At 72.4% G+C, this 11,945-nt stretch carries 10 protein-coding genes; 2 read left to right on the top strand and 8 right to left on the bottom strand.

The window, feature by feature from the left end; all coding sequences use genetic code 11:
- The coding region (locus AB0P17_RS16630) for a UvrD-helicase domain-containing protein (protein ID WP_365811530.1) at window positions 1–1,246 on the bottom strand (1,246 nt) is incomplete at its 3' end.
- 324 nt (window positions 1,247–1,570) lie between these two features.
- Here AB0P17_RS16630 and AB0P17_RS16625 point away from each other — a divergent pair.
- A complete protein-coding gene (locus tag AB0P17_RS16625; protein ID WP_365811528.1) occupies window positions 1,571–2,089 on the top strand; it encodes a hypothetical protein in 519 nt (172 codons plus the stop codon).
- A gap of 78 nt (window positions 2,090–2,167) precedes the next feature.
- Here the strand turns inward: AB0P17_RS16625 and AB0P17_RS16620 are convergent, their stop codons facing one another.
- The 7 genes from AB0P17_RS16620 to AB0P17_RS16590 all read right to left on the bottom strand — a co-directional run bounded on the left by AB0P17_RS16620 (window position 2,168) and on the right by AB0P17_RS16590 (window position 10,139).
- A complete protein-coding gene (locus AB0P17_RS16620; protein WP_365811526.1) occupies window positions 2,168–3,526 on the bottom strand; it encodes an FAD/NAD(P)-binding oxidoreductase in 1,359 nt (452 codons plus the stop codon).
- Window positions 3,523–5,109 (bottom strand): NAD(P)/FAD-dependent oxidoreductase, encoded by a 1,587-nt coding sequence (locus AB0P17_RS16615; RefSeq protein WP_365811524.1) that lies wholly within the window; start codon window positions 5,107–5,109, stop codon window positions 3,523–3,525. The genes AB0P17_RS16620 and AB0P17_RS16615 overlap by 4 nt, the downstream gene beginning before the upstream one ends.
- Window positions 5,106–6,551 (bottom strand): FGGY family carbohydrate kinase, encoded by a 1,446-nt coding sequence (locus AB0P17_RS16610; protein WP_365811523.1) that lies wholly within the window; start codon window positions 6,549–6,551, stop codon window positions 5,106–5,108. Before AB0P17_RS16610 ends, AB0P17_RS16615 begins: the two co-directional genes overlap by 4 nt.
- Window positions 6,548–8,140, bottom strand: a complete 1,593-nt coding sequence (locus AB0P17_RS16605; RefSeq protein WP_365811521.1) for an amino acid permease — start codon at window positions 8,138–8,140, stop codon at window positions 6,548–6,550. Before AB0P17_RS16605 ends, AB0P17_RS16610 begins: the two co-directional genes overlap by 4 nt.
- A 136-nt stretch (window positions 8,141–8,276) precedes the next feature.
- Window positions 8,277–9,041: a DeoR/GlpR family DNA-binding transcription regulator gene (locus AB0P17_RS16600; protein ID WP_365811520.1), complete on the bottom strand. Its 765-nt coding sequence runs from the start codon at window positions 9,039–9,041 to the stop codon at window positions 8,277–8,279.
- Between the two features lie 289 nt (window positions 9,042–9,330).
- Window positions 9,331–9,681 carry a thioredoxin domain-containing protein gene (locus AB0P17_RS16595; RefSeq protein ID WP_365811519.1) on the bottom strand — a complete coding sequence of 117 codons (351 nt, stop codon included), beginning with the start codon at window positions 9,679–9,681 and terminating at the stop codon, window positions 9,331–9,333.
- Window positions 9,678–10,139: a MerR family transcriptional regulator gene (locus AB0P17_RS16590; RefSeq protein WP_365811518.1), complete on the bottom strand. Its 462-nt coding sequence runs from the start codon at window positions 10,137–10,139 to the stop codon at window positions 9,678–9,680. Before AB0P17_RS16590 ends, AB0P17_RS16595 begins: the two co-directional genes overlap by 4 nt.
- Window positions 10,140–10,357: 218 nt before the next feature.
- On the opposite strand from AB0P17_RS16590, the gene AB0P17_RS16585 reads away from it, so the two are divergent.
- Window positions 10,358–11,815 carry a glycoside hydrolase family 16 protein gene (locus tag AB0P17_RS16585; RefSeq protein WP_365811516.1) on the top strand — a complete coding sequence of 486 codons (1,458 nt, stop codon included), beginning with the start codon at window positions 10,358–10,360 and terminating at the stop codon, window positions 11,813–11,815.
- Window positions 11,816–11,945: the final 130 nt, after the last annotated feature.

Raw genomic sequence — 11,945 nt, 5'->3', positions numbered from 1 at the left:
CTCCCGCAACCGCCCGTCGAACACCTTCCGGTCGAGATGCCACCCGGGGCCCTGCGGATCGTTGACGAAGTCCACCGCGCGCAGCTCGTACGAACAGATCGGCGCCGATCCGCTCCGCCAGCTGGGCCGTCAGCGCATCGATGATCCGGAAGGCGAAGGTTGGCCGGGCCAGGTTGTGCGGCAGGCCGGTGTCCCGGGCGCGCTGCCTGGCCTCGTACGCCGTGTCCCGGTCGAGCAGCAGCGTGCCGTGCTCCTCGTGCCGGATCTCCAGGACGGGGTCCGGCAGGGTCTGCCGGTCGCGCAGCTCCTCGGCCAGGACCCGCGCCATCCCGGCCCGGCCCTTGACCTCGGCCGCCTCCGGGGTGTCCGTACCGGTGGCGCGTACGCCGGGGAACAGCTCCCCGGTCGTCGCCAGCAGCACACCGGTCTCGCCGAGCGAGGGCAGCACCTCGCCGATGTACCCGAGGAAGGCCGGGTTCGGGCCGACGATCAGCACGGCGCGCCGGGCGAGCTGCTCGCGGTGCGCGTAGAGGAGGTACGCGGCGCGGTGCAGAGCGACGGCGGTCTTGCCGGTGCCGGGACCGCCCTCCACCACGAGGACGCCGCGGTGCGGGGCGCGGATGACGCGGTCCTGCTCGGCCTGGATGGTCTGGACGATGTCGCTCATCCGGCCCGTACGCGCGGAGTTCAGCGCGGAGAGGAGGACGGCGTCGCCGTCCGGGTCCTCGTACCCGGTGCGGGTGGTGTCGTTGAGATCCATGATCTCGTCGTGGAGCGCGGTGACCGTGCGCCCCTGGGTGGTGATGTGGCGTCGGCGGCGCAGCCCCATCGGGGTGTGTCCGGTGGCGAGATAGAAGGGGCGCGCCACGGGAGCCCGCCAGTCGATCAGCAGCGGCGTCCGCTCGTCGTCGTCACGGCGCATTCCGATGCGTCCGATGTGGTGGGTCACGGTGGACGCGTCGGGGGAATTCCCGGTCGCGGTGGACCCGGCGGGCATGGCGGACGTCTCGTCGTGGAGATCGTTCCGGTCGTGGAGATCGATCCGGCCGAAGCACAGACCGGACTCGACCGCATTCAGGGTGGACAGCCGGCCGGAGTGCTCCGCGACGCGTACGTCCCGCTCGACCCTGGCCTGCCGTACGGTGCTGACCTGGCCGATCGACGCGTCCATGGCCGACTCGGCCTGCTCCCTCAGGGTGTCGAGCCGGTCGTAGAGGAGGGAGACGAATTGCTGCTCGTTCCGCAATTCCTCGGATGATTCGTCGGTTGACAATTCAGCCCCCGTTCGATACGGTGATTCTTGTGAATGTGAATTGATTCCCGCCTCCCGTTCACACGCAAGACACGGAAACAATCAATATACCCAGACTCGCACCCCGGCCGTCAATTCGGTTCCGGGGTATTTTTGTGCCCGCACTCCGGGCCGGTTGGAGCGCCTGACGGACGACCGGCGCCGCATGCGGTTACATCTCTCGAAGCGGATGATCCACCCCCTTCCCCGGCTTTCCCCGGGCTTCCCGGTTCTTCCCGGTTTTTCCCCGGTCCCGCGATCCCTTCGAGAGGCGGCCCCGTGTCCACCAGAGCCCCCGGACCGCTCCCGCCCCGGCGCCGCGGGGAGCCGCTGCAGCGGCTGCTGTTCGGCGGTGTGTACGGGACCGTGCTCGCCAGCGTGCTGGTGGCGGCCCTGGGCCACGACACCGGGCCGACGAGTCCCGGGTACGACGCGGTATGGGTGCTGCTGGCGGCGCTCGCCTCGGCGGCGGCGCACGGTTACGCACACGCCATCGCGCACCGGGCGCCCGGCGAGACCACGGTCACCGTCGGCACCGCGCGCTCGGTGCTGACCGAGTGGCCGCTGGTGGCCGCCGTGGTCCCGACGGTGGCCGTACTGCTCGGCGCGTACGCCGCGTGGTGGAGCGAGGCCACCGCGATCGATGTGGCGCTGTTCCTCAACACGGCCGCCCTGTTCGGGTGGGGGCTGTGGGGAGCGCGGGCGGCGGGGAGCGGGTGGGCGTCGTCCTGCCGGGCCGGCGGGGTGGACATGCTGCTCGGCTTCCTCATCGTGGGCGCGAACGTACTGATCAAGTAGCGCGCCGCGGCTCCCCGTTCCCGTGCCCTCCCGCCGAGTTCCCGTGCCCCCCTCCGGGCGCGTCGCGTCCGCTCCCCCTCAGAGTCCGATCCGTACGGGACCGTTCCGGGGGTCGATGCCGCGCAGCAGGCTCCACGGCACCCGGAACACCCGCCCCGGTGACGCGGGCCAGGGCACCAGCCGCTGGTTGAGGACGCGGGAGCCCTGCCGGACCGTCACCCGGGGCGCCCGGACCAGCCGGTCCGTCCAGAGCAGCAGACGGCCGCGCGGCGGCGCCGGGTCACCGACCCGCAGCAGTCCGGGCGCCACCCAGCGGAACGGCTCGTCGGCGACGATCGGCACGGTGACCGCGGCCGGCACGAGCCCGTCCAGCCAGAGCCGTACCTGCCGGGCGACATGGCTCCCGTCGAGCGCGGCGATGTCGGCGGTGTCGACCGCGTGCAGCAGGTTCCCGGCGGCGAACACCCCCGGGCGGCTGGTCCGCAGCGCGGTGTCCACCAGCGGCCCCTTCGTCCCCGGGTCGAGGTCGAGCCCGGCGGAGCGGGCGAGTTCGTGGTCGGGGATCCAGTCACCGGTGAGGATCAGGGTGTCGCAGGCGACGGTACGGCGCCGGCCGGTGGCGATCTCCTCGATCTCGACCGCCCGCAGCCTGCCGTGCCCGATGATCCGGGTGACCCGGGTGCCGGTCGCCACCGGCACCCCCAGCAGCGCCCGTCCCGGCAGGTGGAACGCCGCGTACGAGTCGGGGGTCGGGTACGTGGTGGTCATCAGCGCCGTACGGCAGCCCGCCTCGCGCAGCGTGAGCACGGCGGACCAGCTCACCGGCTCCGCGCCGACGACGACGGCCCGCCGGCCGACCTCGCGGTGGTGCAGGTGCACGAGGTTCTGGAGCTGCCCCGTGGTGTACACACCGGCGGGCCGGTCCCCGGGGATGAGCCGCGCGGAGCGGGGCCGCTCCCGGGCGCCGGTGGCGAGGACGACCGCGCGCGCGTCGACCCGTACCCGCCCCTGAGGCGTGGTCACGTCGAGCGAGCGGTCCCCCGCCCAGCCCGTGACGGTGGCCTCGGTACGGATCGCCGCGCCGGCCAGCTGGGCACGGCCGACGAGTGTACGGGCGTACGCGGGGCCGGTGAGGCACCGCTTGAGGTCACGGATGCCGTAACCGGTGTGGTCGCTGTGGCGGGGGATGCCGCCGGCGGACGGTTCGCGGTCCAGGACGAGTACGCCGCCGGGGAGGTGCGGAGCGAGACCGGCGGCGGCGGTGAGTCCGGCCGGGCCCGCGCCGACGATGACGACGTCGGGGGTGAGCACCTCGGGCGCCACCGGCGCGGCCGTGAGCGCGTCGGACCCGTGGGGTGTGCGGGACGCGTGGGGCGTACCGGATGTACCTGGCGTACCGGAGGAACCGGCGCCGGCGCCGGGAAGGGGCGTGGTCATGCGGATGTCTCCTGGTCCTGCGTCGGCCGTGGGGTGCCGCGCTCGGCGAGCAGGGCTTCCGTGCGCGCCCCGCAGTAGAAGCCCTGACAGCGCCCGTTCATCACGCGGGTGCGGCGCCGCAGCCCGTCGAGTCCGGCGGGCGGCAGCGGGGAGAGGAAGGCGTCCCTGATCTCGCCCTCGGTCACCCGCTCGCAGAAGCACACGACGCGTCCGTACGCGCTGTCCTTGGCGATGAGCGCGGCGTCCTGGTACGGCCGGGTGAACGCCTCGCCCAGGTTGGGCATCGCGGGCGGCCCCGGCAGGTCGGCGCGCGGCTCCAGGGCGAGACCGGCCTCGGCGAGGACCCCCCGTACGTACTCCGCGATGGCGAGCGACGCCGTGAGGCCGGTGGAGCGGATCCCGCCGACCAGCAGATAGCGCTGCCCGGGGTCCGGCTCGATCAGGTAGTCGCCGTGGTCGGCGGCGGCGCGCAGCCCCGCGTACGAGGCGGTCACCTCCTCCTCCAGGAGCGTGGGCATCAGCCGGGCGCCCTTGTCGAGGAGGAAGGCGAAGCCGGACTCGGAGGTGCCGGTGTCGGTACGGTCGGTCAGGTCCTCGGCGGTCGGGCCGAGCATGACGTTGCCGTAGATGGTGGGGCTGATCAGCACGCCCTTGCCGACCTTGCTGGGCACCGGCAGCACGATGCGGTCGGCGAGCGGGCGGGCCTGCTTGTCGTAGACGAGGAGTTCGCCGCGGCGCGGGGTGACGGTGAACCGGCGGTGGCCGAAGAGCCCGTCCAGGACATCGGCGCCGAGCCCCGCCGCGTTGACCACCCAGCGGGCGGTGACGGGGCCGCGGGAGGTGAGCAGCGTGGTCGTCGGGCCCGTACCGCCGTGCGCGTCGTCAGCGGCGTTCCGCCGTACGGGCCGGTCCCGCCGTACGGACGGCTCCCGCCGTACGGACTCCACCCGGTGGCCGAGGAGCACCCGGGCGCCGCGTGCCTGCGCGTCGGTGGCGAGCGCGAGGGTGGTCGTCCACGTGCAGATGATGGACTCGTCGGGGACGGTGAGGCCGCCCAGCGCGCCGGGGCCGAGCGCCGGGACCTGGCGGTAGACCTCCTCGGCGGTGACGGGTTCGCAGTGCTCGTAACCGTTGGCGACGGCCTTCTCGCGCAGCCCCGGGAGTGCGTCCAGTTCCTCCGGCGTCCAGGCGACGAGGAGCGCGCCGGTGCGTTCGACGGGGATGCCGGTGGCCCCGGCGTACGCGGAGAGCAGGGTGTAGCCGCGCCGGACCAGACGGGATTCGAGGGTGCCGGGCTTGGCGTCGAACCCCGTGTGCAGGATGGCGGTGTTGGCCTTGCTGGTGCCGTCGCCGACGTCGTCGCGGGCGTCGAGCAGCGCGACGGAGAGGGCGTGGCCCGCCAGTTCGCGGGCGATGGCGGAGCCCACGACCCCGGCGCCGATGACGGCGACGTCATACGGGCCCTCGGGGGGCGGCCCGTGCTCCTCGCCGGTACGGGTCGGGGACGTCGTGCGGGTCGGGTCGGTGGTGCGCGCCGGATCGGTCGTGTGAGCCGGGTCGGTCGTGCGGGTCGTGCGTGTCATGCGGTTCCTCCTGCGGGCCGCGGCGGCGCTGTCGCGTCCACCGCCGCCAGCCAGCGGGCACGGAAGTCCTGCGCCCGGTCCTCGGACCAGCGGGGTTCGTAGGTGGTGCCGGGCGTCCACTCCGGTACCGCCTGTTCGAGGGTGAGTTCGGGCTCGATCGCCAGCCGCGCCATGGCCGCCGCGCCGAGCGCCGTGGCGTGCGGCGACGAGTAGACGTCGACCGGCATCCGGGCGAGGTCCGCCTGCGCCTGCATCAGTGTGGCGCACCGGGTGAGTCCGCCGTCCGCGCGCAGCCGGGTCAGCGGGGCGCCCAGGTCGGCGGCGACCAGCCCGGCCACCTCCGCGACCTGGGCGGCGATGCCCTGGAGGACGGCGGTGACGAGGTGTTCCCGCCGGGTCGAGAGTGTCATACCGGTGAGCGACGCCGTGGCGTCGGGTCGCCACCAGGGCGCGGCGAGCCCGGCGAGGGCCGGTACGCACAGGACGCCCGCCGCGTCGCTCGCCGCCACCTGGTCGAGTTCGGCCGCGTCGGCGACGAAGCCCAGGTCCTGGAGCCAGCGCACCGCGGAGGCGGCGGTGTAGACCTGCCCGTCCACGCAGTACGGGGTCCCGCCGCGCGCCCGCCACGCCACGGACGAGGTGAGACCCGAGGTGGACCGGAGCGCGGTACCGCCGGTGTGGGCGAGGAGGAAGGCGCCGGTGCCGTACGTGCACTTGGCCGTGGCCGGGGTGAGGCAGCCCTCCGCGAAGAGCGCGGCCTGCTGGTCGACGATCAGCCCGGCCAGCGGCAGCCGCTGCCCGCCGAACGCGTCCGTCGTACCGACGGTCTCGTCGCACGCGACGATACGGGGCAGTTCCTCCCCGTCGAGCCCGAACAGCGCGGTCAGCTCGGGGTCCCAGTCGACGGCGTCGATACCGAGGAGCAGCGAGCGGCTCGCGGTCGACGCGTCGGTGACGAAGGCCCCGGTGAGCTGGTGCACCAGCCAGGTGTCGGTGGTGGTGACCACCCCGTCGCGGGTGATGTTCTCGCGCAGCCAGGTCATCTTGGGCGCGGAGAAGTACGGGTCGAGTACCAGCCCCGTACGCCGCGCCACCCACTCCTTGGCGTCGGCGCGCTCCGCGCAGAGCGCCTCCGACCTGCGGTCCTGCCAGACGACGGCCGGGGAGAGGGGCCGGCCGGTGCGCCGGTCCCAGGCGAGGACCGTCTCGCCCTGGTTGGCGAGGGCGACGGCCCGCACGGGGCGGCCCCCGGCCTGGTCGACGGCGCGCCGGCCGGCTTCCAGGACGGAGGCCAGCAACTGCTCGGGGTCCTGCTCCACGCCGCCACCGGGCAGGTGGACGGGGGTGACGGGCACCTCGGCGACGGCGACGACACCGTCCGCCGGGTCGACGACGAGGGCCTTGGTCCCCGACGTTCCCTGATCGATGGCGAGCACGGTCACAGCGCGTCGGCCTCCGTGGCGGGCTTCGCGCCGCCCTCGGCGGGCAGTTCGTCGCCGATCAGCCCCTCACCGTCCAGGCTGGGCTGCTGCACCAGCTTCTCGCGGCGGGTGAACCAGACCGACGCGAAGAGCAGACCGCCGACCACCAGGGTGGCCAGGGCGTACTGCTGGGCGCCCCGGAAGTCGGACGGGATCATGAAGATGCAGAGTTCCAGGACGAGCCAGATCACCGCGCCCGCGACGACGGGCTTCTCCCACTTGCCGAGCTGGAAGTCGTCCGGGGCGGGCGTGTACTTCCGGCGCGTGAAGATGAAGAGCGTGACCGTTCCCGCGTACAGGATGGCGGGCATCAGCGTGCCCGCGCCGAGGAGTTGCGGCAGCGCGTCGGCGTTGCCGGAGAAGACCGCGACGATGGCGACGGACGCGAGGGCGACGGTCAGGGTGGCCCAGGTCGGGCCGCCGGTGGGACGCGGCACCTGGCTCAGCGTCTCGGAGAACGGCAGCCGTCCGTCACGGGCCATGGAGTGCACGAGGCGGCTGTTGCTCACCATGATGACCAGGCCGCAGGCGAAGATGGCGATGCAGACGACGACCAGCATGGCGGTGGCCACGGCGCTGCCGACGGTCGACTCGATGATGGAGGCGACGGGCGCCGAGTCGGCGGTGAGCGCGGCGACATTGTCGCCGACGCCCGCGGTGATCACGATGAGGAAGAGCATGCCGATGCCGCCGCTGAGCAGGATGGCGCGGACCATGGCCTGCGGGACGACCTTCTTCGGGTTGTGCGTCTCCTCCGCGAGGTTGGCCGCGGACTCCCAGCCGACGAGGGTGAAGGCGCCGAGCAGCGCGGAGAGCATGAACGGGCCGAGGAAGCCGTAGTAGCCGTCCGCCGGGATCGTGCCGTACGAGCCGAGGTTGCTCCAGTCGCCCTTGCCGAAGAAGAGGACGGCGCCCGCGATCAGCACGGTCAGGCCGACCATGGCGATCACCTCGGCGCCGACCGCCATGTTGTTGACCTTGGTGGTGATGGGCGTGGACCAGATGATCAGCGACATCTGGAGGAGCAGCACGATCACGGTGCCGATGGCGCCGCCGGTCGCGGTGTACGTGATGTCGAGCAGCGGGAAGAGCGCGACCTGGGTGAGCCCGTAGTCGACGGCGACGACGACGATCGCGAGGAACGCGAACGACACCCAGCCGAACCACCAGCCCAGCACGGGCGAGGCGAGCCGGCTGGCCCACTGGTAGCTGTAGCCGGAGATCGGGATACGGCTGGCGAGCATGCCGTACACGAGGGCCACGAGGACCGTGCCGAGGGTGACCAGCGGCCAGGTCCAGATGCCGGCGGGGCCGGCCGAGCCCAACACGGTGCCGTAGGTGGTGAAGAGGCCGGTGGTGATGGAGATGAAGGAGAAGGCGACGGCGAACGACTCGAAGCGGCTGAGCGTACGGGCGAACTGCGGCTTGTAGCCGGTGGCGTGGCCCGTATCCGGTCCCGGGGCGGTCTCTTTTCCGTCATTTCTTGTGGATGTGCCAGGGGCGGACGGGGAAACCGCCGCGTTTTCCGCCGGTGTGGAAGACTGGGGCACGATCGACTCCTTTGCGTTGATAGGTAGGGATTTCGGTCATGGTCGGGTGACGTAGCCGCGTCACCCGACCACCTTTTCCGTTGTCGCCGCCACGCGTTCGACCTGTCGCGCGTCGCGAGGCGTTCCGTGTCCCGCCCTACGCGACGACGACCACACCACCCGAGCGTTCCATCCCCGACTCCAGCGTCGAGGAGGGGCGGGCGTCGGTGATCAGTCCGTCGACGTCCTCCAGACCGCAGACACGGTGCGGCGCGACCCGGCCGAACTTGCTGGAGTCCGCGAGGATGTACGAGCGGACGGTGTTGGCGAGCATCAGCCGCCGGGTGGCCACCTCGTCGAGATGGAAGTCCGTCAGCCCGGCCGACGCGTCCACCCCGCCGGAGCCCAGGAACGCCACATCGGCGCGGAGATCCGCGAAGAACGCCAGCGCCTGCGCGTTCGAGCAGGCGAGATCGCCCCCACGCAGACGGCCGCCGCTGACCAGCACCTCGACATGAGGGCGGCCGGCCAGTTCGGCGGCGACCAGCAGCGAACAGGTGGCGACGGTGCCGCGGTGGTCGGCGGGGAGGGCGCGGGCGACCTCCACCGCCGTCGTGCCGATGTCGATCACCACGGTCTGGCCCGGGCGTACCAGCGCCGCCGCGGCGGCCCCGATGGCCACCTTGGCCTGCCGCTCCATCCCGGACCGCTCGTCGAACGGCGCTTCCTCGCCGAACCCGCCCGCGGTATTGGTCGCCCCGCCGTGCACCCGCACCAGCAGGCCACGGCGTTCGAGGGTGACCAGGTCCCGGCGGACCGTCTCCTGGGAGACGTCCAGCATGCGGGAGAAGTCCTCCGTGGAGACGATCCGCTGTGCGCGCAACGCCTCACAGATACGGCGATGTCGCTCAGCGGGCAGCACGGCGGATGCCCGTTTCCGTGGATTGCTGACCGTTCATGAGGAGGAGTGTGGAGGCTCTTATCGGGGCACGTCAAGGGAGGTTCGGCCGCAACTGAAGCCTCGTAACCATCACTTAATCAGGCGGCCGCCCAACACGCCCGCGCACACCGGTGGAACGCGTCCGGTGGAACGCATAAGACGCACAAGGGGCCGACGGCACCATACCGTCGGCCCCGCCCGAAGTCGGGCCCGAATCCCGCCCGGATCGCGCCGGAGGGCCTGCCCGAAGTCGTCCCCCGCGCGCCCGCGTTCAGCGCAGCGCGTCCGCGAGCTCTTCCAGCAGCCTGCGCTTCGGGCGCGCGCCGACCGTCGACCGTACGGGCTCGCCCGCGCGGAACAGGATGAGCGTCGGCATGGCGAGCACGCCGTACCGCGCCGTGACCACCGGGTTGGTGTCCACATCGATCTGTACGACCCTGAGCCGGCCCCGCTCCTCCTCGGCCACGGCGCTCAGCACGGGCGCGAGCTGCCGGCACGGCGGGCACCAGTCGGCCGTGAACTCCACCAGGACGGGCAGCTCGGCGCCGAGCACCTCCGCGTCGAACTCCGCGTCCGTCACTTCATCGACACCCGTGGCCCTGGCACCTACCGCTTTGGTCATTTCCCTGCCCCTTCGTGAGATGTACGTCCGTGGTTCAGCGCGTCCGTCAGCTCGCACCCCGGCCCGGGGCCGTCCGGCCGTTCCGCCTCGGCGGCGAGACCGGCGCGGGCCGCCTCGGCCCGGTCGAGCTGCTCCCCGACCCGGGCCCGTACGGAGACGAGCTGGTCGATCAGTCCGTCCAGTTCGGTGAGCTTGCGCCGGTAGACCGCGAGCGAGGCGGGGCAGGAGTCCCCGGCCGGATGCCCGGCGCGCAGGCACTCGACGAACGGCCGGGTCTCCTCCAGGTCGAACCCGACGTCCTGGAGCGTCCTGATCTGCCGCAGGAGCCGCAGGTCGGCCTCGTCGTACGCGCGGTACCCGTTCACCGCGCGCCGGGCGGGCAGCAGCCCGCGCGACTCGTAGTACCGCAGGGCCCGGGTGGTCGTCCCGGCCCGCTTCGCCAGCTCACCGATGCGCATGCCGTCGACGGTAATCCTTGACGCCGACGTCAAGGCAAAGCCCGCAGGGAAGCGTGGGGAGCGAAGGGCCCCCCGCCCCATTGACGATCTGCCGGTGCCCCGTTACAAGTCGTACTGAGACCGTGCTGAGAGCGCTCTCAGCACGCTCTGGATCCACGGTCCCTCTCTCGATCGTCTCTCCGTCCTTCCCCGGCACCATCCGCACCGGAGGTGTTTCCTTGAGAACGAGCCGTACGAACCCCGTCAGACGCAGACACCGCACCCCCGTCCTCGCCACCCTCGTCGCCCTCACCCTCGCCCTCGCGGGCTTCGTCGGCGTCACCGGCACCGGCACCGCCCAGGGCGCCATCCCGCCCGCTCCCGACTGGACCCTCCAGTGGGGCGACGACTTCGACGGCGCGGCCGGCACCCCGCCCTCCGCCGCCAACTGGCAGACCGACACCGGTCACAGTTACCCGGGGGGCCCGGCGAACTGGGGCACCGGCGAGATCCAGAACTACACCGCGAACACCGACAACCTCAGCCTCGACGGCAGCGGCAACCTCCGCATCACGCCCCTGCGGGACGGCGCGGGCAACTGGACCTCGGGCCGGATCGAGACCCGGCGCGCCGACTTCAAGGCCCCGGCGGGCGGTCTGCTGCGCATGGAGGGTCGCATCCAGATGCCGAACGTGACCGGCGCGGCGGCCAGCGGCTACTGGCCCGCGTTCTGGGCGCTCGGCGCCCCGTACCGGGGCAACTACTGGAACTGGCCGGGCATCGGCGAGTTCGACATCATGGAGAACGTCAACGGCCTCAACTCGGTCTGGGGCGTGCTGCACTGCGGAGTGAACCCCGGTGGCCCGTGCGGCGAGACGACCGGCATCGGCGCCAGCAGGGCCTGCCCGGGGGCGAGTTGCCAGTCCGCCTTCCACACCTACCGCTTCGAGTGGGACCGCTCGGTCACCCCGAACCAACTGCGCTGGTACGTCGACGACCAGCTCTACCACACCGTGAGCCAGAACCAGATGGACGCCACCAGCTGGTCCAACATGACCGACCACGCCGGGTACTTCATCCTCCTCAACGTCGCGATCGGCGGCGCGTTCCCCGACGCGCTCGGCGGCCCGACCCCGACCGCCGCGACCGTCCCCGGCCGCCCGATGCTCGTCGACTACGTGGCCGTCTGGACCCGGGGCGGCAGCTCCGACCCCGACCCGCCGACCGGCTCCTCGACGCTGTACGCGCGTACGGGCGGCGCCCTCGGCGACTCCACCGGCTCCGCCGCGTCGGTCGCACTCGCCTCGGCGGGCGGCGCCAACCACGACGGCACGGTGACCAATCCGCAGGTCTTCACCTCCGGCGCCATCACCCGTACGTACAACGGCGGCGCCACCCAGTTCGACCTCTTCGTGGACGCGGGCACGTCAGTCGCCAACGGGCAGCAGGTGCGGGTGAGTTACGACCGTACGGGCGACGGCACATGGGACCGTACCGAGACGTACCAGTACTTCGCGACCGATCCGGTCGCCGGCTACGAGCACTACACGCAGGCGCGCGGCCTCAAGTCGTCCACCGGGAGCCACGGCAACCTCGTCAACGGCAAGGTCCGCGTCGAGGTCTGGAACGCCATCGGCAACGGGGCGAGCACCCTCGGCATCGGCAACCAGTCGGTGGTCCGGATCCCGTTCGGCTGATCCCCGTCACCGCACCGGCGGATCCCGACGGACCCGACGGCGCCGGGCGCCGAGGCGGCGAACTGCCCCCCGTGCAGTTCGCTCCCTCGGCGTCAGCGGCCCCCGTACCGTCCCCCGCACCTCAAGCATG

Origin of the sequence: Streptomyces sp. NPDC088124 (genome assembly GCF_040685895.1) — a bacterium.
Taxonomy (GTDB): Bacteria; Actinomycetota; Actinomycetes; order Streptomycetales; family Streptomycetaceae; genus Streptomyces.
This window is presented reverse-complemented; position numbering and strand designations above follow the sequence as displayed.